The sequence below is a fragment of the Anabaena sp. CCY 9910 genome (assembly GCF_963920875.1).
Taxonomy (GTDB): Bacteria; Cyanobacteriota; Cyanobacteriia; order Cyanobacteriales; family Nostocaceae; genus Trichormus; species Trichormus variabilis.
In genome coordinates this window covers 63,194-86,381 of sequence record NZ_CAWUDJ010000020.1, presented here as the reverse complement: position 1 = coordinate 86,381, position 23,188 = coordinate 63,194, and the positions used below count along the sequence as shown (strand labels likewise).

The following is a 23,188-nucleotide window of genomic DNA, read 5'->3' as shown; positions in this document are numbered from 1 at the left end:
AAATTGATTCTACTGTTGCGCGAACGCGCTACACCCGCACAGATTGAGCAAATGTTATTAGAACACAAATTTTACATTAAAACCGCAGTGGATATTGAGCGTCGAGTATTAGCTGGGGGCGGAAATTTGCATTACGATTGCGAACAGGCTTTACTGGATAATGGTAGCCGCCAAGAAAATATTTGGGCAGCAAGCTTTATGCCATTAACTGGAAAATTGAACTTTGAATCAATGGTAAATCTGCGTCCCCGTCAGAATCGGTCAATGGAGCTAATAAATCCTATTATTAGAGAAAGAGTGGCTCAAATTATTGTCGAGTTCCTGAGAAATATATGATCGAAGTGACACCAGAGCAACAAATTTTTATGCAAGATGATGTCTCCACCCGTCTGCATCATTTAGCAAATCACTTGTCCCAAATTCATTCTCTTTGGGTGGCGGCATCATCTCAGGAATTAATACTCAGTTTAATTAAGGAAAGCAGATACTTTCTTGAGTGGACTGTACCGGATATGGTAAAAGCCGACGACATCGACCGAGCAGGAGAATTAGTTGATTTAGGTCGTCTGTTAACTCGTTGGCTATTCCACTGGAATGAAATCTGGTCTGATACCGAACAAAGGCAATCGGCGGCAAGGCAAACACAAGGTTGGCTTAGTCGGGTTTTAGAAATAGCCGATATACAACCTGAATCACTCAGTGCTTAATGCTGTTGACGCTCTATTTCACAAAGTATCCATCATACATTGTGGATTCGGACTTTATCAGCTTTTTCTTAACATTCAACACTTCTGTCCAAGAAAATAGTCTAATTATCGCTTAAATCAAATAACTAAAACAAAGATACTATTTTAGCTTCGCATCTCGGACTATCAGCCGTAGCCACAACCATCCTAAGCCACTACCAATAAAATAATAGGGAAAATCTGCCCAAGTGAAGGCAGTACCAAGTAACATTCTTCCCCACCAAAATGAACGTACCCAATTTAGAAACGGTGGGTTCCATAATTGCATAATTTCCAACAGGCAAGTAATTACCAATACCCATAAAGGAATTTGCCAAACTGCCCGACGAGTGGGCATAAATAGAAAAGCAAACAAACACCAAAATATCTCATAAAAAATTCCTCCTACCTCTTGATTCAACCACCAAACAGAATTGCGATAGTGGCTGTATAAAAGTCCAGCAGGAAGAACAATAGCCAGGGAAACAATGGTTCGCCAGCGAATGTTCGTAAATAGCGGCATTATTTAAGGTTTTCCATCAATTATTTCACTTCCAAGGAAGAGATTCATTGATTTTAACCGTGACACTACAAGCTGTCCATAACCGATAGTGGGGTCAAGTCCCCCCGATTGTCTTTAATTTGAATTCCCCATACTCCTTCCCGCAGGGAAAGGGTTGATTCCTGAATACTTCTATAGGAATCCAATTTGATTATGGAAATGATCTAAGTATCTGTAGGGTGGGCATTGCCCACCATATGATGATTGTAGTGGGCAATGCCCACCCTACTTAATATTTCAAAAATCAAATACTAGTCCTATATCAAACCCCCACTAACTGTTTATCCTTTGTCTCAATTGGTGCTGAAAGTGCTGCTTCCAAATCCGCACACCCTAATCTTTCCTCAAGGATTTTCATCACTTCGCGTCCGAAATCATTGGGGTTTTGTCGCCAAGCTTGCAAGCAGACTTCGCCAAAGAATGAACCAAGAGGTTCCGGGTTCCACAAGAGTTTTTTGGCTGTCCAAGGCATCAAACTCATGGGATTGTACCCTGGTTTGAGGACACCTTCTTTAAAAGCATATTCTTCTAAATGGGTATGGGGTTGCAAGCCAATAAAGAAAATAGCTGGTTCGACTTTATCCGCACCAAAGATTTTTTCCAATTCGCGGTGGTAGGCGATGGTTTGACGGATGGTTTCAGGACGTTCGTCAATCACATTAAACGAGTAATTGACAGAAACCATATCATTAAAACCAGCAGCTTTTAAGTCACGGCAGTTTTGCAACACAGTCCGCAAGTTATAACCCATCCGCATTTTTCGTACGAGTTCTTGAGAACCACTGGTAATCCCAATTTCAAAATAGTTCATCCCAGTTTTTGCCATCAACTCACACAATTCTGGTGTCAGGTTGTCGGCTCTGATGTATGCTGCCCAGTGGATATCTGTCATGCCAGAATCAATAATTTTCTGTAACAGTTCTACAGCATCATCAATGAATTTTCGTGCAGGAATGAATTGGGCATCGGTAAACCAGAAGTTGCGAATGCCGCGATTATACAATTGCCGTATTTCTGCCACGACTTCATCAGCTGGGTTAATACGTACCTGTTTACCTTCCACTACGGTGTACACACAGTAACAACAGTTGTGTGGACAACCGCGCTTGGTTTGGACACCGATGTAAAAGTCTTGTTCTTGCAGGTAATAGTTAAACTCCGGCCAGATAGCTTCAATATAGTCGTAGTTACAGGCACTTTTTTGCAATGGGGTGGGTTGTTCATGAATTAAACGCTGGCGTGGTTTCGCTTCTCCCACTACATAACAGCGTTCATCCCGAAACTCTTTACCACTTAAGAACTTTTCGAGTAAAGTTTCGCCTTCACCCACAGAAATAATTGTGCCATTGGGTAGGCTTTTACCCAGTTGTTCGTAAAATACGCTAACAGCACCACCACCTACAACTGCACGGGCATCAGGGTGATATTTGGCAGCACGCTTTAAGCCGCGTTTAATTAATCCCAGGTTACGCCACAACTCTACATAGTAGGCAATGAAGATGCGTAAACCGCCTAAAGCCCCACGCAGTTTAATTAGGGGATTTTTAGCGTAGTAAAATTCAAAGGCGTTTTGCAAAGGGTTGCCACCACGTCCACCGACTGGGGCATAAATTTGAATATCCCGCCAAGAAAATACCAATAGGGTGGGTTGGAATTCGTCGATACAACGATCCAAGGCAGAGGCGTAATCTAAAGGCGGAACTGTTCCCAAATCAAAAATCCGTTGTTCGATGTTGGGAAACATTTTGTGGACATGATCGCTCAAGTAAACAACCCCAATAGGAAAGATGGGGTTACAAGGAAGGCGAACATAGAGAATTCGATTTTCCATCATCGGTGTTTTAACTTCCATCTTGCCGTCTGTTGAGGAGAGTTGAAAAAATAGTCAATGCGCCAAGTTTGTTTTAGTCTGACGTGTATATTAAAAGCCTGCTTGACATTTAAGCAGATTCTTGATAAGCAGATTTTCCTGGCATGGAAATAATATAGATTGGCTTTATGAAGAAAAATTTCATATATCTTTACCATAACACTGAGTTCATTCCTTAAGCGATGATCCCTATAGTTAAGCCATAAGAAGGTTGAAACCGAAAATTTTCTGTTAGAGGCTTCATTGCAGAACTGGAATAACGGTGAGTCAATGGCATTGATTATGAATTTAATCAGGCAGAAATTGAGAAAAAATATTTATTACTGTATAATTTTATGGGCAATAATTTCTTTTATATAAATTCCATAACTTGAACATATCTTTAGATATAAATAGCGTAGAAAATTTCAGTTGGTAGTCGGAGTTACAACATATTGGGATCAGCCAGTGTTAACTTTGCAGGTGTAATGTAAAATTGTGGCGACAAGCTCCTCAGCAGTTATGGCTCAAATATTAGATCCTCTACCACCTGAGCAATCAGGAAAAGTTCTCTGCTGCTACGTTAATGCCACGAGCAAAATCCAGGTCGCTCGCATCACCAATGTTCCCAACTGGTACTTTGAAAGGGTGGTTTTTCCTGGACAACGCCTCGTGTTTGAAGCTCCCATCGAAGGGCAAATGGAGATTCATACAGGTATGATGGCAAGTGCAATTTTGTCTGATACCATTCCGTGCGATCGCCTGATTATGAGCGAACCTAGCAGCAATGAATTTAATACAGATTCTGTAGGGACAGACCCTATTAGTACAAAATCCGTAGTGCAGACAAATAATACAAAACCTTTAACAGTTGCTGGTCTAGCATCCGTTGAATAAGAAAATAATTTTAGTCAAATATTAAAAGCTGCTGAATTCAGCAGCTTTTTTGTTTGATCAGTTGTCAGTTGTCAGTTGTCAGTAGTTTTACTCTACTCCCCTGCTTCCCCTGCTTCCCCTGCTTCCCCTGCTCCCTTGCCCCCTGCCCCTTAAAAGTCCCACTCCCATCTACAATAAATATTTATGCACCTACCTTCATTTATTTGGCTGTGGAAAATAGCCGCGTGGTCGATGGGATTATCGCTATTGGCTTATGTAATGCTAGCAACCACAGGCTTTTGGATGTGGCGAATGAGAAATTCGCTCACAGTTCCCAGTTTTATGGTGTTTGCTGGGGGTCGTTCACAATGGGTAACGCTGCACTTGATTATGGGTGTCAGCATGGTCAGTTTAGTGTTGTTACTGCTGGCGATCGGAATTATCGGCACTTTGGGACACTTTGGCTCTTTAGGTCACTCGTCGCACTTGTGGGCTGGATTAATTGTCGTGGGACTAGTTTTACTATCCGCCTTTAGTGCGACACAGATTAGGTTCGGGAAGACCTGGGCTAGGCCGTTACACATCACTTTAAACACCATTTTATCTGTAGGTTTCGCTTGGGTATCACTCACTGGTTGGAGTGTAGTACAAAAGTATCTACCATGAACATATTCAGTCACCAGCTACCACTCCCTACTTTCACTATCCCGGTTAGACTAAATTTAAAAGCCCATAAGCCTAATTGAGCCGTGACAGCAAATTTAGTCGATAATTCAACTACTGTTTTCCGCCTATCTCCCTTAATTCGGATTACCTTACTCAGTCTATACATAGCTCTCACAGTCCCCTTACCTTTCTTAGCAGAGGCGACAAACGCACCTACACCACCAACTTTGTTATGGGTGGGAATTAGCATTGGTTTTGTTGGCTTGTATGCGGTGTTGACTGAACGAGTAGTTGTAGATGACCAAGGAATACAGGTAACATATCCAGTTTGGGTTCCCCAATTTTTCCGTAAAGGTTGGTCTTTACCTTGGAAAGAAGTAAAACAAATTAAACCCCGTTCCACGGGTCAAGGAGGGCTGGTTTATTATTTTCTCAGTCAAGATGGAAAAGCTTATTTACTACCCATGCGCGTAGCCGGATTTGCCCGTTTGGTGAACATTGTCCAAAGTAAAACAGGTATAGATACCACAGATGTTCGCCCTTTAGCGCAACCGTGGATGTATTTGATTTTATTAGGATTTACAGTATTACTACTTTTAATCGATGCTTGGGCGATCGCCACAGCTATAGCCATCTAACATTAGGATCTGGGGATTAGGGACTAGATCAAAAACTCCTCCCCTACACCCCCACACCCTACACCCTTAAATTCCCAATGACAGCCCAATTACGGCTAGAACAAGTTAATCTGTTTGCCAAGCTAAAAACCAAACTCCAGGGCTACCCAATATTGCAGGATATCTCTTTTGAAGTTAACCCTGGCGATCGCCTAGCAATTATTGGTTCCTCCGGTGCTGGTAAAACTTCTCTACTACGTCTCATTAACCGACTTAGTGAACCCAATAGCGGCAAAATTTTTTTAGAAAATCAAGAATATCAGCAAATTCCTGTTATCCAGTTACGCCAGATAGTGACCCTGGTATTACAAGAGCCAAAGTTGCTGGGGATGACAGTCCAGCAAGCCTTAGCTTACCCTTTAATTTTGCGCAGTTTGCCCAAAGAGACCATTCAACAGCGAGTCAGTCATTGGGCAGAACAGCTGCAAATCCCTAGTGATTGGTTAGGACGTACTGAGGTACAACTTTCGATTGGACAGAGACAGCTCGTAGCGATCGCTCGTGCTTTAGTCATTCAACCGAAAATCCTCCTCTTAGACGAGCCAACCTCTCATCTAGATATTGGCATAGCCTCCCATCTCATCCCAGTCTTAACCCAGCTAACTCAAACTCATCACACAACAATTGTGATGGTAAACAGCCAGCTAGACTTCACTCAGATGTTTTGTAATCGGCTTTTGTATTTACAGCAAGGACGCTTATTGGTAGATCAAACAGCTTCTAACATCGACTGGACTGACTTACAAAAGAGGTTGATGCACGCCGAAAACCAAGCCGATGAAGAATGGAACTAAGTTAATAATCAATAGTCATTAGTCAATGGTCATTAGTTATTCTTCTTTGCTTCCCCTACTCCTCTACTTCCCTACCTCCTCTACACCCTCTGCCCACTTAGTGTTGAGCGTTGGTTGCTAAATCTTTCTTTTGTTAACTTTGCTTGTGTTTGTGGAGGATTAGCATTCAAAATTTCCATGTTAAATCTGTATCCAACATTGCGGATAGTCTGAATGAGGCTAGGTTGGCGGGGATCAAGTTCTACTTTTTTACGTAACGATAGAACATGAGTGTCAATGGTACGCGGATTGTCGATAGCGTCAGGCCACGCACGACGTAGCAACTCTGATCGGCTCAAAGGTACTCCACCAGCTTGCGCCAAAACGTACAACAAACTAAATTCCTGTGGAGTCAGGTCGATAAACTCCCCTTGGAATCGTACACGGCGCTGGACTAAATCGATTTGCAAAGTACCATAATCCAAATAAGCAGGAGCAGTAGGTGTACGCTTGCGGCGGATTAATGCCTCTACCCTAGCCAAAAACTCCTGCATCCCAAATGGTTTGCTCAAGTAATCATCAGCTCCCGCTTTCAACCCGGCAACAATATCAGCCTCATTAGTCCGAGCAGATAACATGAGAATTAGCGGCTGTTGCTGACGATGCAACCAACGGCAAAATTCAATACCGTCACCATCTGGCAAATCAGCATCCAGAATGACCAGAGTTGGCTGATGGCTCAAAAAGGCTTCCCTTGCTTGATATATGCTGGCGGCTTGATGCACACGGTACTCCAACTGTTGCAAGTGCCAACCCAGCAACGACCTCAGATGGGGATTCCCCTCAACGATTTCAATACAAACCGAACCCACGGCGGCAAGACCCCTTAGCGTCGATGAATTTCAAAGTAACAAGCCCATGCCCAAGGTTTTGTAGTCTTTGTTACTCTAGCCACAATTACCTTTACGTTTTTTTATAGCTTATGTTGGCAAAATGTTGAGTTTATGCCTTGTCCAGAGCGCAGTTGATAATATTATTAAATTTTTGTTATAGTTATTAAAAGTTCTTTTAGCTAAATGACTGACATTTAGAACCTAACAATGTACCTCAAGGTCATCAGCAAAAGAATACACAGCGTTAATTTTTGGCTAAATTTGCTTGTAATTTAGTTAATTAGCACATTTTTCTTCTGCTCAAACTGTTCCCTGCACCTAAAAAGTATAAAAATAGCCTAACGACTTAACGTGATTGCAAGTTTTCTGGAATAAAATCTAACTGTATTGTAGCTGCTGGAGTAACTATCAAAAGTGACAAAAAGGAATTGCATCTGAAATTGAAGCAGAAATTACCCTTCACATTTCAGCCTGAATCATTTACAATTCTCATTCCAAAGACATAAATCAGCAGTTATGCTCCAAGACACACAAACCATCCGCTATTACCAACGAATTACCGACGCCTTCGTCGATTTGTGGAATCGCGGTTATCGCACGGATGAAATGCGGATGTATTTGGACGGGTATCTAGCCGCACTGCGACACAGTAACGTCATTGAGCCTTATCTGATTCATCGTTTAGAGGAGGAAGCTAGTCGCTACTTGTACGATGTGTCAAACTTTGTGAAAACACAGCCACAACCAGATTATTACTAACCCTTACCAAAGAGCCAATAATAGCGCCTGTAGCTCAACGCACGCAGACGATCTTAGCATATTATCTGTAATGGTCAAGAGCCACAATGGCGGTAATTTGGGGAAATACTCTACTCATGGATATCCGCCTCTCAGTTATCGAGGGATTTCCTATCATGATACTTGGGACACAAGGAGTTGAAATTTTGGATTTTTAATTGAGTATTGAGAATTGCAAATCCAAAATTACAGGGGCATAGGGCGTAGGAAATGGGGAATTGGCTAATTTTCCAGAATGTCTGCTCCAATACATTTGGTAAAATATCTTTGGGCTATTCCTATGCCCCGTACCCAACTTTTATGAAAGAGTATTATGCGTAAATCCTACTTTTTCTAATTTCTAGAAGATTATCGAAATTCAGAATATAGAAACCAAATTTCAGAAGTCATGGGAATTTTAAAAACATTCAAGTTTACTATTTGATAAGTTACTTTTCACTAAGTACCAGTAATGTTTACTCTTAAGTAAAACATAACTCTGATTTGGGATTCTAAAAACTAATCTAGTTTAAATTTACTTGATTTATTTAGCTCTAGCACAACCTTCCAAAACCGTATTACCTGCAATATATACTGCTGAGTAAGGGTACTTGATATCAGACATACCATCACTACAAGAACCTTTTCTGATTACCAGGGTACTTGTGCTGTTGCGCCCTCGCAAACGATAAACTCTGACTAAATCTGCTGGTCTTCCTGATGCTGTGGAAGGGGCAATATAAGGAAAATTTTGACTGGATTCAGGGGTAGAGTAGATTATTCCTTTTCTGCTAATTGTTACACCCCAAAATGGTTCTGTACCACTGACAAGCAATTCTTCACTAACTCGATTGCTTGCTTGAGAAACTAAGAAATTTTTATTAACGTATTCTTTTTTGCTGTTTGCACTACTAGGATTACTCAACATTAAAATAGTAGTCATTCCAGCTAAGAATGTAGACAAAATTTGTGTTTTCATGGCTTGCTAATTAAATTTAGTAGTTAGCTAGTTTCCTGTTTTTTCAACTACAACATTAATAATATGTTTTCCGTCTAAATATTGAGGATTTTGAGAGCGGCGGGATACGCCTATTACCGTAATAGTTTTGTAAATATACCTAAATCAATTTCATACATAAACTTGACTAAATCGGTCAACATACCGGAAAATAACACTATCTCAAATAGTTAGACATACTAACAGTTCGATTGGCGAGGAATAATACAAGAGAATGAGTAAGAAGAAACAACTAAGACTGGGTGCTTTCTTGCCAAGCTCTGGACATCATGTAGCATCATGGCGACACCCTGATGCACAGGCGGATGGGGGCTTGAACTTTCAGCATTATCGCCGGATTGCCCAGACGGCGGAACGTGGCAAATTTGACATGATATTCCTAGCTGATGGTGTAGCTGTACGCGACAGAGGTCAAGGAGCCGATGTTTTGAGCCGTAATGGCAAACTCGTACATTTTGAACCTCTTACCCTACTGTCGGCTTTATCTGTCGTCACCGAACGCATTGGTTTGACAGCGACAGTATCAACGACGTATAACGAACCTTTTCACCTAGCCCGTAAGTTTGCATCCCTCGACTATCTCAGTGGTGGGCGTGCAGGCTGGAACCTTGTGACATCTGCGACAGAAGCCGAAGCGCTGAACTTCAACCGCGAAAAGCACATGGAACATACCCAGCGCTATGAACGGGCGCGTGAGTTTGTTGATGTTGTCACCAAACTCTGGGATAGCTGGGAGGATGACGCATTCCTTAGAGATAAAGAATCAGGAATTTATTTTGATGCTGATAAGCTGCACATTCCTAACCACAAAGGGGAACATTTTTCAGTACGTGGGCCGTTGAATGTCGCTCGTCCCATCCAAGGGTATCCGGTGATTATTCAAGCTGGCTCATCAGAAGATGGTAAAAATCTGGCAGCCCAAACGGCAGAGGTAATTTTCACTGCCCAACAGACTCTAGAGGAAGCACAGGCCTTCTATGCTGATGTGAAAGGGAGATTGGCACAATATGGACGCTCTCCTGAGCATCTGAAGATTATGCCCGGAATCTTCCCAGTGATTGGTAAGACTGAACAAGAAGCCAGAGATAAATTCGACCAGATTCAAGAGTTAATTGATCCTGTTGTTGGTTTAAATCTATTGGGAGGGATGATTGGTGGATTTGATTTATCTGGCTACCCTCTAGATGGGCCTCTGCCAGATTTACCAGAAACCAATGGTGGTAAGAGCCGTCAGAAACTGCTAACTGACCTTGCCAGAAGAGAAAATTTAACCATCCGCCAACTGTATTTGTGGATTGCAGGGGCCCGTGGTCATCGTCAAATATTAGGTACACCCACACAAATTGCCGACCAATTGGAAGATTGGTTTGTAAATGACGGGGCTGATGGATTTAATATTATGCCCCCTTGGTTGCCACAAGGATTAGATGATTTTGTAGAATATGTCATCCCAGAATTGCAACGCCGGGGTTTATTCCGCACTGAATATGAAGGTAATACTTTACGTGAAAATCTAGGATTACCTCGTCCAGTCAACCAGTTTAGTAAAATAGCTGTTTCTCCTGAACTGGCGGGGGTTGGGCTTTAAAGAGCAGAGGAAGAAATTTTCACTCCCCACTCATAAAAAAACAACCCTCTTCATTTAGAGAAGGTTGTTTTTTTTGTTGGCAATTAATTGGGTGGGAGATTCAGAATGGCGCGATCGCCAAACAGATAACAGCTAAGATGGTAGCTATCACGTAAAATGAGCTAACTACCTGTAATTCTGACCAGCCTGATAGTTCTAAATGGTGGTGCAGAGGAGCCATTTTCAAGAGGCGCTTGCCTTTGCCGTCAGGGCCTTTAGTGGCTTTGTAGTAGCTTACCTGTGCCATTACAGAAAGGGTTTCAACGAAGAAGATACCACTGAGGATAAACAAGGCTACCAAACTGTTAGTTAGTAAAGCTACAGCCGCTAAAGCACCCCCCAGTGCTAGGGAACCTGTGTCACCCATAAATACCCTAGCTGGGTTGCGGTTGTGAGCTAAGAAACCTAAGCAACTACCACTTAAAGCTGCACAGAAAACCATTAATGCGGGGGATGTTGGGGCAACTATAGCACCTAATGCGAGTAAGGCGATCGCTACAGTTCCTCCAGCCAAGCCATCAATACCATCAGTTAAATTAGTTGCATTACTCTCTGCCACTAGGACAAAGCCAGCCAAAGGCCAGAATAAAAATCCCAAAGGTAGGGCAAAGCTTACCCAGGGTAAAGCAATACTCGTAATATTAGCGGGTTGATTAAACATTAACCATAAACAAAAGGCTGCTGCAAAACAGATTTGCAAAGCCAATTTCATCCGGGGGGATATACCCTTATTAGACTTGCGGCGCAGAATTTGCCAATCGTCAATCCAACCAATTAGCCCATAGCTAAGGGTGAGAGCCGAGACAGCAAGTACTTCTGTGGCAAAGTTAGACAGTACACAAGCACCTACCACGGCAACAGGAATGAAAAATATCCCCCCCATTGTGGGTGTGCCGGCTTTTTTCAAATGGGCTTGAGGACCATCTTCACGGATGATTTGCCCAGTTTTCAGTGCTTGCAGTAGGGGTACGACAAAGTAACCTGCAATAGCTGAAGCAATAGTACATAGCAACAAGGGCAAGGTAAGCGATGTACCTTGCCAGGGATTTCTGTTTGCTATCCAATCCAAAGTTAAAGCTGCTATGCCTAGCCCGGCGGCTAAGGAAGAAGCTAGACCAATACCAGAAATATTTAATCCTTGATTAGGCGATAATTTAGCGTCCACAAAAGTTTCCCTTCACTCCACACTTCAATAAAAATGAATTATAGGGACTATACATAACAGAGTCCCAGTCTCAAAAGACTAATCTTCGTCTATGGTGATATCGTCATCATCATCATCAAGGTAATCGATGCCGTCTTCTCCACCCAGGAACTCTGATATTTCTTCTTCTTCATCGGAAAAATCTGGTTCATGAACGTCGCGGGAAATCAGACGACCGTTGGCTTGCAACCAATCTAATAGGGAAGATTCTTGCTTTAGAGGGATGACAGCCGCACGCTGGTTACGAGGTTCTTCACGTAAAGGAGAATTCAACATATCGATATCTAATGAGCAAAAAGACTTATGTAACTAGACATTAAGCAGTCTATCACTTGAGACGGGATAATTTAGTTATTTCTTCAACTATTGGATTGATAAATCCGCAAGCTGACAGAAATAATTTATTTGATAAAGATAAACTAATTGGGAATAGATTTTTAGTTATTTTCCACCTCCATACATAGGACATTAATATCGATTTAATGTGAGTTTAATAGTGATGCTTGTTAAAGGAATGTGATGTTGAAAAAAACAGCTTTATTAGATGCGATCGCCGGGACTAATCGCGGTTTATTGGCTAGTGAACAGCAGAAACGGGCTATCTTAGCAGCGATCGCTACATTAGAAGACCTCAATCCTACACCGCGTCCAGTGGAAAATGCCAATCTGCTAGACGGCAATTGGCGACTACTATACACCACCAGTAAAGCTCTTTTAAACTTAGATCGCGTACCTGTATATAAACTTGGACAAATTTATCAGTGTATTCGGGTAGAAACTACCAGCGTTTACAACATAGCAGAGATTTATGGCTTACCTTATCTCGAAGGATTAGTTAGCGTAGCTGCCAAATTTGAGCCAGTTTCAGAACGGCGTGTTCAAGTGAAATTCCAACGTTCCATCGTTGGTTTACAACGATTAATCGGGTACACTTCCCCAGAAGACTTTATCCAACGAATTGAAGCTGGTAAAAAGTTCACTGCCCTAGACATACTTATAAAAAGTGATACACAGCAGGGATGGTTAGATATCACCTACATAGATCACAACTTACGCATTGGCAGGGGTAACGAGGGTAGCGTGTTTGTTTTAAGTAAAACATAAGTTTTTTCTTAAAAATGTGTTTGCGAACGAAGTTACGCGATCATTTAACCTTTGTCAAGGAGGGTCTGACCCCCGTCTTAAGGCTGAGATTGGCAAGGAAACAGTGACTAAAGGAGGAGATTGACACTAGAGGCAAAGAATCGAGAAAAACCTATGACTGTTGACTATGAGCAACTGATAACTGACAGCCGACAAATAACCAATCAGACAAATAACTTAACAAAGCCTCTAGTGATGGCATTCAAGATGTAGAGTGAAATCAAATAGCCCTATATATTGGCAATTGATAACTAAAAGGGAAGATACTCATGGTTCAACGTGGTTCTAAAGTACGTATTCTCCGCCCAGAATCCTACTGGTTCCAAGATGTCGGAACTGTAGCTTCTGTTGACCAAAGTGGCATCAAATACCCAGTAATTGTCCGCTTTGATAAGGTCAACTACTCTGGCATCAACACCAACAACTTTGCGGTAGATGAATTAATAGAGGTGGAAGCACCTAAAGCCAAGCCTGCTAAAAAATAAGCAGCCAAGCCTCAAAGGGATTATTTAATGGGATGATGGGAGAAGGGTAAAATTATAGATACGAAGTATGAAATTATAATTTTTCATTCTTCACATCAGCCTACTCTACCGTATACCAACCGCCATGCGGATATTTACGGATTCTCCTGAGTAGTGCAACAAAGATTTAGAGTGTCTATATTCTTTCTCGTTTTTGATTTCCAAAAAGTATTCCCATAGCTTGCTCAATCAGCTTAAATGCCTGAATTGCCTGAAGTTGAAACAGTACGGCGGGGTTTAAACCAACTAACCCTAAACCGAAAAATTACGGGTGGAGATGTGTTGCTTCATCGCACCATCGCTCACCCTTTTTCTGTTGGTGATTTTTTGAATGGAATTACCGGTGATTCCATTAGTGCTTGGCATCGTCGCGGTAAATATCTCCTCGCTTCCACTACTTCCGCCGCTTGGCTAGGTGTGCATCTGAGGATGACTGGTCAATTACTGTGGTTAAACCAAGATGAGCCTTTACATAAGCACACGCGGGTAAGAATATTTTTCGAGGATCAACAGGAATTACGCTTTGTTGACCAACGAACTTTCGGTCAAATGTGGTGGGTTTCATCGGGAATAGCTGTAGAAAGCGTGATTACTGGTTTAGCTAAACTTGCCGTAGATCCCTTTTCACCTGAATTTACTGTTGAGTACCTTGCTAATAAGCTGCATAATCGTCGCCGTCCCATAAAAACAGCACTATTAGACCAGTCGGTTGTTGCAGGATTAGGTAACATCTATGCTGACGAAGCATTGTTTAAAAGTGGTGTGTTACCAGAGACTCTATGTACAGAAGTGCAGTTAAAGCAAATTGAGCTTTTGAGGACGGCAATTATTCAAGTTTTGGAAACCAGTATTGAGGCTGGTGGTACAACTTTTAGTAATTTTCTCAACGTTAAAGGGGTCAACGGTAATTATGGTGGTGTCGCCTGGGTGTATAACCGTGCAGGGGAACCATGTAAAGTTTGTGGTGATGTAATTCAGCGCATCAAGCTAGGTGGAAGATCCAGCCATTTTTGTCGCCAGTGTCAAGTTTAGGGGTGTAGAGAAAAAATAATTGTTTCCATTGAAAGTATTGATACCTGTCGCACCCCAGGTAAATTGAACTTTTGTACTCGGCTGCAAGCTAAAATCCTCTATGAGCCGATTAAAAAAAAATAGAGGGGATTTATGGCAGTTAAAAAAGGCGAGATGGTTCGCGCTATCCGCGAGAAACTAGAAAATAGTGTAGAAGCGAAAGCCAGCGATACTCGCTTTCCAGCTTACTTGTTTGAAACTAAGGGTGAAGTCGTAGATATCAAAGGTGATTACGCGCTGGTAATGTTTGGACAAGTACCAACGCCTAATATCTGGTTACGTTTAGATCAAATTGAATCGTTTTAACGCGGGGAGTAGGGGAAGAGACTTTAGCTAACTAATGTTGAGTTTCCTTGCTTCCAGCCAATTCACTCCATGACAAATTACAATTTGCGAATTACGAGTTACGAATTCATCTAAGTTGTTAATGTGGGTGGTGTAAGGATGCAATTCTACTCGAACTATGTCTTCTTCTCCAAACTCCCCCCCAACTTTGCATCGTCTACCTCGTGTCGCCATTATTGGTGCTGGTAGGGTTGGTAGCACTTTAGCTCAACGTATTGCTGAAAAAAATCTAGCAGATGTGGTGCTATTAGATATTGTTGAGGGTATGCCTCAAGGATTGGCACTAGATTTATTAGAAGCTAGGGGTATTGAATTGCATAATCGTCAGATTATCGGCACAAATAATTATGCTGATACCTCTAGTTCGCAAATCGTTGTCATCACAGCCGGATTTCCCCGTAAGCCAGGGATGAGTCGGGATGATTTGTTGAGAACTAACGCCAAAATTGTTGTGGAAGCAGCAAAACAAGCGATCGCCTACTCTCCCTGTGCTATTTTTATCGTAGTCACTAATCCTCTGGATGTAATGACCTATTTAGCTTGGGAAGCTACAGGTTTACCCCGTAACCGCATCATGGGTATGGCTGGGGTGTTAGACTCGGCAAGATTTGAAACTTTTATAGCCTTGGAATTAGGAGTATTACCTGCGGATGTCAAAGCGATGGTATTGGGTAGTCATGGGGATTTGATGGTTCCCTTGTCTCGTCATGCCACAGTTAATGGTATCCCGATTACAGAATTGTTAGATGCAGCCACAATAGAAAGGTTGGTGGAGAGAACCCGTAATGGTGGTGCGGAAATTGTGGAACTGATGCAGACTGGTGGCGCATTTTTTGCACCTGCATCAGCTACAAGTTTGATGGTGGAATCGATTTTATTGAATCAGTCGCGCCTGTTACCTGTGTCTGTATATCTGCAAGGCGAATATGGTTTAAAAGATGTAGTGATTGGTGTTCCTTGTCGCCTGGGATTAAATGGAATTGAGAGTGTAATCGAATTAAATCTCAGTGATAGTGAAAGAGAAGCTTTACAAACTTCGGCTCAATCGGTGCAGAAAAATATTGAGCGATGGCATTCTACCCAGCATAGCTGATATCAATAAATTTTGAGTGTCACTTGATGAGCATATTCATTACTAATACTTCCTGATGAACTGAAAATATCTTACCTGAGATATACCTTTTAAAGATATTGGTATTTTACTTGTTCTATAAAATGTAATCATTAATGAAGTACTTTCAGGCTTTGGTTTCGCATCCACAATGCTAGTACACCCATAAACACAACTCCCATGATTCCTTGTAGGGGATTGTTATTCACTCCAGTTACCCAGTCAGGAACTTGACCTGAATATTGAATTAATCCTCCTACATTGATGATGTAGTATCCCCAGACTAAACCACCATGTAACCCAATTGGTAAACCCAAACGTCCCCTACACCAGCGTTTACCCCATACCTGCGTTAGCCCCAACAAGAGCAAAGCTGGAAATTGCGGTAGTGTATTAATAATGACTTCTAGTGGTTTAATAAAATGTAGTGATGCAAATGTAACTGCATCTATCCACAATGCCAAAGGTGGACTGTAATCTCGTTGCAACTCATCCAGCAACCATCCACGAAATAACAATTCTTCAGCAAATCCCACACCCAAACCGACGAAAAACCCTTCTAAAACTATCTTGAGTAATAAAATTGTTGGTTGCTGCCATTTTAGCCAGCCCAAAAAACCTTCAATGGTGAATAAAAACAGAATGTTAATCAACCCCATTCCCAAGCCACAAAGCATTTCTACACCATTACGCCGCGTGAATTCTAAACCATAATGCTGAAGTATTTGCGGTTGCTGATAGACATTAATACCCCACAATCTCAGCAAAAAAATAAACTCTGCATACAACAATACCATTGTCAAGATACTTGCTAAATTAGTATCATGCACTAATAAGTAAATTGGTGCGGCCAAAGGTAACCATAAGAATAATAAAGCGAGAATAAAATAGCCCAGCCTAATTGGGGCTGGACGCTGGGCTAAAAGAGCAAGTCTGTTTTTCATATAAGGTTCACCAGTCAGCACTCCAGATTATGACTGATGACATCATCATTGGTAATCCGTACTTCGTAGTTGGCAATATTCGTTGTGGGAGCGAGACCTTGCTATTGAAGATTTACCGACTATTCATCGGGTTCTATGGTACTGCTAAGACCGTGATCTTTGAGGGTTTCGCAGTAAAATTCTGCGTGTTCTTGAGCGCAGGTAATAACTAAGGCTAGCCCGTTAGTATGGGCTTCCATCATAATACTCACAGCTTGAGGCTGGGTTAGGCTCGGCACGGTGGTGATTAGTACTTGCACCACATACTCCATAGAGTTGTAGTCATCGTTATGGAGCAAAACGCGATACCGAGGCGCGAGCTTGCGGGATGTGGAACGCTTCTCAATGGTTTCGACTGACACAGCTTTTGCTCTTGCCTTTTGGAGTTACTACAATACAGTTTCTGTACAGCGATCGCTTAACGGTCATTTACTCATTTTATAGCATTTTCATGAGAATTTTATGTCATGGAAGACTTTCTTGCCAATAGTTTGTCTCGGCAAAACAGTATTACTGGACATACTGCAATAGTTTTACAGCATATTTTCATCATAATATTCTACTTTCACTTTTAAAATAAAAGGAGAAGAAACCTGCAAATTTATCCTTGCCATTGCCCTAAATGATTATGGACATAAGTCTCAACTTTCAACCAGGACAAATTGTGTCTTTAGAGCATGGCGAGAGGAATCTGTATGCAGAAGTGATTCAAGTTGTAGTTGCCCGCCAGTTATGCTGGGTTCGTCCCCTACTGCTAGTAACTTATACTCCCGAACTACCAATAATAATTGATTTACGAGATGGATCTGACTTACTTTGGCCTATCAAACTATTTAGACACGCCCTAGATACAGAAGTTATTACCCTCCTGAGTCAAGTGTTACTCAAAGAGCCAAAATTAGAACCAGACTTAGTAGCCAAGCAGCAACTCCATCAATTCATTCAACAACTTTGGCAAGCGTATCAGGAGGAAGTAAGGAATGGAGAATAGAGAGCCGAGGAAAAACTCAAGACCATTAACTAAGAATATCGAATTCCCGCATCCTGCATCCGTTGAATAGCTTCATGCAAACGTTCCTCACAGATGGTGAGGGCAATTCTAAAATAACCTTCACCTGACACGCCATAGCCAACCCCTGGGGGAACGACGATACCACATTTATCGAGCAGCAAAGTAGTAAATTCAGTGGAACTATGTCCAGGCGGTACAGGAACCCAAACATAAAGAGTAGCTTTCGGTGGTTCGATAGGCCATCCTAATGATTGCAATCCCTTAACAATGATGTCACGGCGATTTTGGTAAACTGACATCACAGCTTGTAGTTCTACTTCATCAGTGTTGTAAGCTGCGATCGCTGCTTTTTGAATTGCTTTAAATACTCCAGAGTCAACATTCGTTTTTACCTGACTCAAGCCCTTAATAGCATAGGCATTACCAACCGCAAATCCAATCCTCCAGCCTGTCATATTGTATGACTTCGATAGACTGTGAAACTCAATGGCAATGTCCTTCGCACTTGGAATTTGCAGGACACTCGGTGGTTTGTAGCCATCGTACGCCATTTCTGAATAAGCATGATCATGGCACAACAAAATATTGTACTGCTGACAAAAAGCTACTAATTCTTCAAAAAACTCCAGTGTTGCTATTGATCCAGTGGGATTATTGGGATAATTAATCCACAACATTTTGGCTTTACGAGCAACTTCCTCAGGAATTAAATCTAAATCTGGTAAAAATTTGTTTTCTGCTTTCAGAGGCATCGTGAAAGGTTCGCCTCCAGCAAAAATTGTGGAGGTTCGATACACAGGATAACCAGGATCTGGTATCAATGTGTAATCTCCTGCTTCCACAAAAGCTAAAAAAGTATTATGTATAGCCTCTTTGGAACCAATAGAAGAAACAACTTCCGTGTTGGGATTTAAATCCACTACCCCAAATCGACGTTCCATCCACTTTACGGCTGCTTCTCTAAACTCTTGTGTGCCTTCGTAAGGTGGATAATTATGGTTAGAAGCGTCATCAATTGCCTCACGCATCGCCTGGAGAATATGAGCAGGAGTTGGCTTATCAGGATCACCGACTCCTATATTAATGATGTCAACTCCTTGGGCAATCAGTGCTTCCCGTTTACGGTTAATTTCAGCAAACAAATAAGGAGGAATTTTTTCTAAACGTTTAGCAAACTGCATGGCAACTTGTAACTAATGCAAAAGTGGATGCTCTTTAGCACAGTTTACGCCACACGAGGTAACTAAATCACGGCAACCCTTTGCTTATTAGCTCTTACACTTTGACTGTGATGGCGACTTTTGTTGTTACCAACTATGTAAATTTTTCTAGCTTAGTGTTACTAATTATTGTAGAATTAATTTTTCTCAGAGAAAAATACTAAGGTGATAAGCAGATTCAATATCCTAACCCTAGACTAGGAACTAACTGAACACGACCAGCATCCATCTCTGCCATCAATAATTCTAGGGCTTCGTAGTCAACGTCCGAGATGTGACCCATTGCAGTCAACTCAAAATTAATCTCGTTTTCTATTTCTGGAGTTAACTTTTTAATATCCAGTGCTTTTTCTACCAACTGCCGAATTGCATATCTAGTTTTCATAGGTGTATGAACCCACTTTCAGTGATACTAAATTATCCAAGATAGAGTTAAGTATAAAATGTGATCCAGTCATGGCTATTTAAGTGATTTAGATCACAATTAAACTCAGTAGATACTTCCTGATTTAACTCACGATTTGAAATGAAAATTTACAACGATTTCACCATTTAAATCGCTGCTCAAAATATGGCTCAATCGGTAGTGTTTACGAATAAGTCAAGCTTCGTAGCACAATTTTTAGTGATTGCTTTGGTTGGGTATCTCTACCACTGTTGATTTTTTTAGAACCTCAAGGAAAAAAAAGTATATATGAACACATTTCCCTAGTAAGTTATGACAATCTTTAAACAGACCCGCAACAAACATAAAGATTCAGCAAAGAGACTTAGAACGTATGGTCGATGCCAAGGCAAAAAGTTTATGTTCAAATAAATTCAAGCTCCACAATTCAGTAACTCTAATTAGGATTTAATATGCAAGCAGTACTGAAGTGTCCGAAAATTCAGGTAATCCGTCCTTATGGCTGCCTGAATGCGACTAATGCTTTGGAATTTGAACAAGACTTAACCAAAACGCTGGCAAAGGAGGATATCTCAAGCTTGTGGGTGGATTTAGCAGATGTAGAATCCTTAGACAGTTCTGGACTGATGGCTTTAGTATCTGCACTGAAAATAGCTCAAAACCTGGGTAAGGGTTTTCAGCTTTACTCTGTTTCCCCAGCAACCAGGATTATTTTTGAGTTAACCCAACTCAACGAAATTTTTGAAATCTTTGAACACGAAGCAGAGTTGGTAGTCGGTCAATTATATTAAAACAGTCCATAAATATTAACAAATAAACTGGTTGAGCAGCGCTTAGTGTAAAGGAGTTCTAAGTTGCTACCCCAAAACCTGTTGAAAGAGCTAATCAATGCTAATGTTGGAGGTGAGTAGCTGTAATCAAAGTAGCTCGAAGTTAGCACAGTGGCTGTCGCATTTGAAAGTTTAATCACACCGGATATCTTAAAACCAGCGCGTTACTTGGGTAACGAACGTCTGGCAGTACACAAACCTTGGAATACCGCCGTCATACGCTGGGTGTTAACCTACCCGGAAGTCTATGAGGTCGGAGCATCCAACTTAGGGCATATCATTCTGTATAACATCTTGAATGCCCAACCAAGACAATTATGCGATCGCGCTTACCTCCCAGGGACAGACTTAGCAGCAAAACTCAGGGCTACAAAGACACCCTTATTTGCTGTCGAGTCCAAGCGATCGCTAAGTGAATTTGATATTTTAGGTTTTAGTCTTAGTTATGAATTAGGAGCCACCAACATTTTGGAAATGTTGGACTTGGCAGGGATTCCTCTCACTTGGCAAGAACGCTCACAAAGCAATTACCCCCTGATTTTTGCTGGTGGACAAACAGCAACATCAAACCCGGAACCATACGCCGACTTCTTCGACTTTTTCGCATTAGGAGATGGGGAAGAACTCCTAAGCGAAATTGGTTTGGTATTAGAAGAAGGTAAAAAAGCAGGATTGAGTCGAGATAATCTCCTCCTCGATTTGGCGCAAATACCAGGCGTGTACGTGCCGCAGTTTTACCAGATGACGGACATGGGGTCAGTTCAGCCTCTACGTCCAGATGTACCAAAACGAATTTTGCGGCGGGTGGCTACTCCCATACCCGCTTATTCTATTGGGCTAGTACCATACGTAGAAACTGTACATGATCGCTTGACAATAGAGATTCGCCGTGGATGCACTCGTGGCTGTCGCTTTTGTCAACCGGGAATGCTCACCCGACCAGCTAGGGATGTAGAACCAGAAAAAGTAGTGGACGCAATAGAGCAGGGGATGCGGGCAACTGGTTATAATGAATTTTCTTTGTTGTCCCTGAGTTGTTCCGATTATTTGTCCCTACCAGCCGTAGGGATGGAAATTAAAAATCGGTTAAGAAATGAAAATATTTCCTTGTCTCTCCCCAGTCAACGAGTAGATAGATTTGATGAAAACATTGCCAACATCCTGGGCGGTACACGGCAAGGCGGACTGACCTTTGCCCCAGAAGCCGGAACCCAAAGAATGCGGGATATCATCAATAAGGGTTTAACCAACGAAGAATTACTAAGAGGTGTAAAAACAGCCTGGGAACAAGGCTGGGATAAAATCAAGTTGTATTTTATGATTGGCTTACCGGGAGAAACAGATGCGGATGTTTTCGGGATTGCAGAAACGGTAAGTTGGCTACAGCGAGAATGTAGGGAAAGAGGCAGAAGACCCCTCAACTTCAACATTACAATTTCTAATTTCACACCCAAACCCCATACACCATTTCAGTGGCACTCTGTGGCGACTGCGGAATTTAAACGCAAGCAAGGCCTGTTGCGGCAAGCATTCCGCCAGCTACGAGGAGTAAAAGTAAACTTCACCGATGTCCGCATCTCAGCAATGGAGGACTTTATCGGTAGAGGCGATCGCTCCTTAGGTAAAGTAGTGCGTAGGGCTTGGGAATTAGGTGCAGGCATGGATTCCTGGTATGAGGGTCTAGATAAAGCTTTTGCAGCCTGGGAAAGTGCGATCGCTCAAGCTGGTCTAGATTGGAAATACCGCCTAGTAGAAAATGGTGAGTGGAATCTGTTTTATGCAGACGCTTTGGAAGGTGAAGAAGTACAGGAAGAAGAGGGAAAATCAAATCTCACTCAGCACTCCCTAGACTCTCCCCTCCCCTGGGATCATATAGATACAGGAATCGACAAAAAGTGGTTGCAAGAGGACTTAAAACGCGCTTTAGAAGCTGCCATTGTTCCAGACTGCTCATTTGAAGGTTGTTCTCACTGTGGTGTTTGCGGCACTGACTTTGGCCACAACATCGTCATCGAGCCGCCGCCAATTCCCGAATTTGCCGGTGAGTTTGTTCCCAATACCACCAAGTCCCAACGACTACGAGTTTGGTTCGGTAAACAAGGCGACATGGCTTTAGTCAGCCATTTGGATCTAATGCGTCTATTAGATCGAGTAGTCAGAAGAGCCAGTTTACCAGTTACTTATACTGGAGGATTTCATCCCAATCCCCGGATTGTTGCAGCTAGTGCTTTAGCCTTGGGAGCTACTAGCAGTGGTGAAATTGTGGATTTTGAATTAACTCAGTTAATAGAAGCAGATGCTTTTGTGCAGAAACTAGTTGATGAACTGCCACCAGATATACCAATCTATCGTGTGGAACAGATAGATTTAAAATCCCCAGCCGCTAACCAAGTATTAGATAGGGCAGAATATGTAATTACGGTGGCAGCCTCAAGGAAGGTAAATGCTACACAATGGCAAAACTGGATCGATATGATTTTGGCAAAAGACGAAATCCTGTCCGAACAGACAACCAAATCTGGGAAAAGCCATTTAGTAAATCTGCGCTCACGTTTGTTTGAGTTGGAATTAGTTAAAACCCACGAAAGCGAAACTGAACCTACAGCCGTTTTGCGTTATATAGGTAGCTGTCGCCCCGATGGTGTACTGTTGCGTCCCGAACAAGCCCTATCTATGCTAGAAGTAGTAGCGGGTAAAGAAGAATTTCATCTTCTGCACATCCATCGCAATCAGCTAATTTTAGCGGTATAATCTCTGAAGGGTAACTTGCTAGTAGTTACTCTATTGTGGTACATCGTGGGAATTGATTTTTAGCAAGGTTGCGTTAGAATGGGGTGAAGAGAAATTTTCTGGCGCTGCATAGAAGAAGCTAGTTCACTATTACCCTGATCATCAG

The 23,188-nt window shown here is 42.0% G+C and carries 26 protein-coding genes; 16 read left to right on the top strand and 10 right to left on the bottom strand.

The window, feature by feature from the left end:
- Positions 1-3 precede the first annotated feature (3 nt).
- The gene (locus ACM5QX_RS16320; protein WP_414754453.1) at positions 4-336 is read left to right on the top strand and encodes a DUF5674 family protein; all 333 of its coding nucleotides are present in this window, start codon (positions 4-6) and stop codon (positions 334-336) included.
- The gene (locus ACM5QX_RS16315; protein ID WP_414754452.1) at positions 333-707 is read left to right on the top strand and encodes a hypothetical protein; all 375 of its coding nucleotides are present in this window, start codon (positions 333-335) and stop codon (positions 705-707) included. Before ACM5QX_RS16320 ends, ACM5QX_RS16315 begins: the two co-directional genes overlap by 4 nt.
- Before the next feature lie 139 nt (positions 708-846).
- On the opposite strand, the gene ACM5QX_RS16310 is transcribed toward ACM5QX_RS16315, so the two are convergent.
- Entirely contained in the window at positions 847-1,248 is a 402-nt protein-coding gene (locus tag ACM5QX_RS16310; protein ID WP_414754451.1) for a DUF2809 domain-containing protein, read from the bottom strand.
- Between the two features lie 301 nt (positions 1,249-1,549).
- On the bottom strand, positions 1,550-3,139 hold the full coding sequence (locus ACM5QX_RS16305) for a photosystem II high light acclimation radical SAM protein (RefSeq protein WP_414754450.1): 1,590 nt from the start codon (positions 3,137-3,139) through the stop codon (positions 1,550-1,552).
- 519 nt (positions 3,140-3,658) lie between these two features.
- Here ACM5QX_RS16305 and ACM5QX_RS16300 point away from each other — a divergent pair.
- The 4 genes from ACM5QX_RS16300 to ACM5QX_RS16285 all read left to right on the top strand — a co-directional run bounded on the left by ACM5QX_RS16300 (position 3,659) and on the right by ACM5QX_RS16285 (position 6,149).
- Positions 3,659-4,033: a DUF1830 domain-containing protein gene (locus ACM5QX_RS16300; protein ID WP_041456039.1), complete on the top strand. Its 375-nt coding sequence runs from the start codon at positions 3,659-3,661 to the stop codon at positions 4,031-4,033.
- Positions 4,034-4,216: 183 nt separating this feature from the next.
- Positions 4,217-4,678: a DUF4079 domain-containing protein gene (locus ACM5QX_RS16295; protein WP_414754449.1), complete on the top strand. Its 462-nt coding sequence runs from the start codon at positions 4,217-4,219 to the stop codon at positions 4,676-4,678.
- Positions 4,679-4,761: 83 nt separating this feature from the next.
- Positions 4,762-5,316, top strand: a complete 555-nt coding sequence (locus ACM5QX_RS16290) for a hypothetical protein (RefSeq protein ID WP_414754448.1) — start codon at positions 4,762-4,764, stop codon at positions 5,314-5,316.
- A 77-nt stretch (positions 5,317-5,393) separates the two neighbouring features.
- Complete coding sequence (locus ACM5QX_RS16285; protein WP_414754447.1) at positions 5,394-6,149, top strand: ATP-binding cassette domain-containing protein; 756 nt, start codon at positions 5,394-5,396, stop codon at positions 6,147-6,149.
- An 80-nt stretch (positions 6,150-6,229) separates the two neighbouring features.
- Here ACM5QX_RS16285 and ACM5QX_RS16280 read toward each other — a convergent pair whose 3' ends face one another.
- On the bottom strand, positions 6,230-7,000 hold the full coding sequence (locus ACM5QX_RS16280) for a response regulator transcription factor (RefSeq protein WP_010998450.1): 771 nt from the start codon (positions 6,998-7,000) through the stop codon (positions 6,230-6,232).
- A gap of 537 nt (positions 7,001-7,537) precedes the next feature.
- On the opposite strand from ACM5QX_RS16280, the gene ACM5QX_RS16275 reads away from it, so the two are divergent.
- A complete protein-coding gene (locus tag ACM5QX_RS16275) occupies positions 7,538-7,780 on the top strand; it encodes a DUF6761 family protein (protein WP_010998451.1) in 243 nt (80 codons plus the stop codon).
- A 562-nt stretch (positions 7,781-8,342) separates the two neighbouring features.
- On the opposite strand, the gene ACM5QX_RS16270 is transcribed toward ACM5QX_RS16275, so the two are convergent.
- Positions 8,343-8,777: a COG3650 family protein gene (locus tag ACM5QX_RS16270; protein WP_414754445.1), complete on the bottom strand. Its 435-nt coding sequence runs from the start codon at positions 8,775-8,777 to the stop codon at positions 8,343-8,345.
- Between the two features lie 253 nt (positions 8,778-9,030).
- Between ACM5QX_RS16270 and ACM5QX_RS16265 the strand changes: the two genes are divergently transcribed.
- The gene (locus tag ACM5QX_RS16265; protein ID WP_414754444.1) at positions 9,031-10,404 is read left to right on the top strand and encodes an LLM class flavin-dependent oxidoreductase; all 1,374 of its coding nucleotides are present in this window, start codon (positions 9,031-9,033) and stop codon (positions 10,402-10,404) included.
- Between the two features lie 100 nt (positions 10,405-10,504).
- On the opposite strand, the gene mraY is transcribed toward ACM5QX_RS16265, so the two are convergent.
- Positions 10,505-11,608 (bottom strand): phospho-N-acetylmuramoyl-pentapeptide-transferase, encoded by a 1,104-nt coding sequence (gene mraY / locus ACM5QX_RS16260; RefSeq protein WP_011318108.1) that lies wholly within the window; start codon positions 11,606-11,608, stop codon positions 10,505-10,507.
- 78 nt (positions 11,609-11,686) lie between these two features.
- Positions 11,687-11,923 (bottom strand): DUF3134 domain-containing protein, encoded by a 237-nt coding sequence (locus ACM5QX_RS16255; RefSeq protein ID WP_010998455.1) that lies wholly within the window; start codon positions 11,921-11,923, stop codon positions 11,687-11,689.
- 243 nt (positions 11,924-12,166) lie between these two features.
- Here ACM5QX_RS16255 and ACM5QX_RS16250 point away from each other — a divergent pair, with 243 nt between their 5' ends.
- The 5 genes from ACM5QX_RS16250 to mdh all read left to right on the top strand — a co-directional run bounded on the left by ACM5QX_RS16250 (position 12,167) and on the right by mdh (position 15,823).
- On the top strand, positions 12,167-12,751 hold the full coding sequence (locus ACM5QX_RS16250) for a PAP/fibrillin family protein (protein WP_011318109.1): 585 nt from the start codon (positions 12,167-12,169) through the stop codon (positions 12,749-12,751).
- 308 nt (positions 12,752-13,059) lie between these two features.
- Positions 13,060-13,275, top strand: a complete 216-nt coding sequence (locus tag ACM5QX_RS16245; protein ID WP_011318110.1) for a photosystem I reaction center subunit IV — start codon at positions 13,060-13,062, stop codon at positions 13,273-13,275.
- A gap of 237 nt (positions 13,276-13,512) precedes the next feature.
- Positions 13,513-14,346, top strand: coding sequence for a DNA-formamidopyrimidine glycosylase (locus ACM5QX_RS16240; RefSeq protein ID WP_414754443.1), 834 nt, complete (start codon positions 13,513-13,515; stop codon positions 14,344-14,346).
- Positions 14,347-14,478: 132 nt separating this feature from the next.
- Positions 14,479-14,691 carry an NAD(P)H-quinone oxidoreductase subunit O gene (locus tag ACM5QX_RS16235; protein ID WP_414754442.1) on the top strand — a complete coding sequence of 71 codons (213 nt, stop codon included), beginning with the start codon at positions 14,479-14,481 and terminating at the stop codon, positions 14,689-14,691.
- Between the two features lie 157 nt (positions 14,692-14,848).
- A complete protein-coding gene (gene mdh / locus ACM5QX_RS16230) occupies positions 14,849-15,823 on the top strand; it encodes a malate dehydrogenase (protein WP_414754441.1) in 975 nt (324 codons plus the stop codon).
- A 131-nt stretch (positions 15,824-15,954) separates the two neighbouring features.
- On the opposite strand, the gene ACM5QX_RS16225 is transcribed toward mdh, so the two are convergent.
- Together ACM5QX_RS16225 and clpS are read right to left on the bottom strand one after the other, a co-directional pair.
- Positions 15,955-16,785: a lysostaphin resistance A-like protein gene (locus ACM5QX_RS16225; protein ID WP_414754440.1), complete on the bottom strand. Its 831-nt coding sequence runs from the start codon at positions 16,783-16,785 to the stop codon at positions 15,955-15,957.
- A 119-nt stretch (positions 16,786-16,904) separates the two neighbouring features.
- A complete protein-coding gene (gene clpS, locus ACM5QX_RS16220) occupies positions 16,905-17,186 on the bottom strand; it encodes an ATP-dependent Clp protease adapter ClpS (RefSeq protein ID WP_011318115.1) in 282 nt (93 codons plus the stop codon).
- Positions 17,187-17,452: 266 nt separating this feature from the next.
- Between clpS and ACM5QX_RS16215 the strand changes: the two genes are divergently transcribed.
- Entirely contained in the window at positions 17,453-17,815 is a 363-nt protein-coding gene (locus ACM5QX_RS16215) for a hypothetical protein (protein ID WP_185478737.1), read from the top strand.
- Between the two features lie 29 nt (positions 17,816-17,844).
- Here ACM5QX_RS16215 and ACM5QX_RS16210 read toward each other — a convergent pair whose 3' ends face one another.
- Positions 17,845-19,017 (bottom strand): pyridoxal phosphate-dependent aminotransferase, encoded by a 1,173-nt coding sequence (locus ACM5QX_RS16210; protein ID WP_414754439.1) that lies wholly within the window; start codon positions 19,015-19,017, stop codon positions 17,845-17,847.
- Positions 19,018-19,234: 217 nt separating this feature from the next.
- A complete protein-coding gene (locus ACM5QX_RS16205; RefSeq protein ID WP_190566912.1) occupies positions 19,235-19,441 on the bottom strand; it encodes a hypothetical protein in 207 nt (68 codons plus the stop codon).
- 473 nt (positions 19,442-19,914) lie between these two features.
- Between ACM5QX_RS16205 and ACM5QX_RS16200 the strand changes: the two genes are divergently transcribed.
- Both ACM5QX_RS16200 and ACM5QX_RS16195 read left to right on the top strand, forming a co-directional pair.
- The gene (locus ACM5QX_RS16200) at positions 19,915-20,253 is read left to right on the top strand and encodes an STAS domain-containing protein (RefSeq protein WP_011318119.1); all 339 of its coding nucleotides are present in this window, start codon (positions 19,915-19,917) and stop codon (positions 20,251-20,253) included.
- 150 nt (positions 20,254-20,403) lie between these two features.
- Positions 20,404-23,043 carry a TIGR03960 family B12-binding radical SAM protein gene (locus tag ACM5QX_RS16195; protein ID WP_414754438.1) on the top strand — a complete coding sequence of 880 codons (2,640 nt, stop codon included), beginning with the start codon at positions 20,404-20,406 and terminating at the stop codon, positions 23,041-23,043.
- The last annotated feature ends 145 nt before the right edge of the window (positions 23,044-23,188 follow it).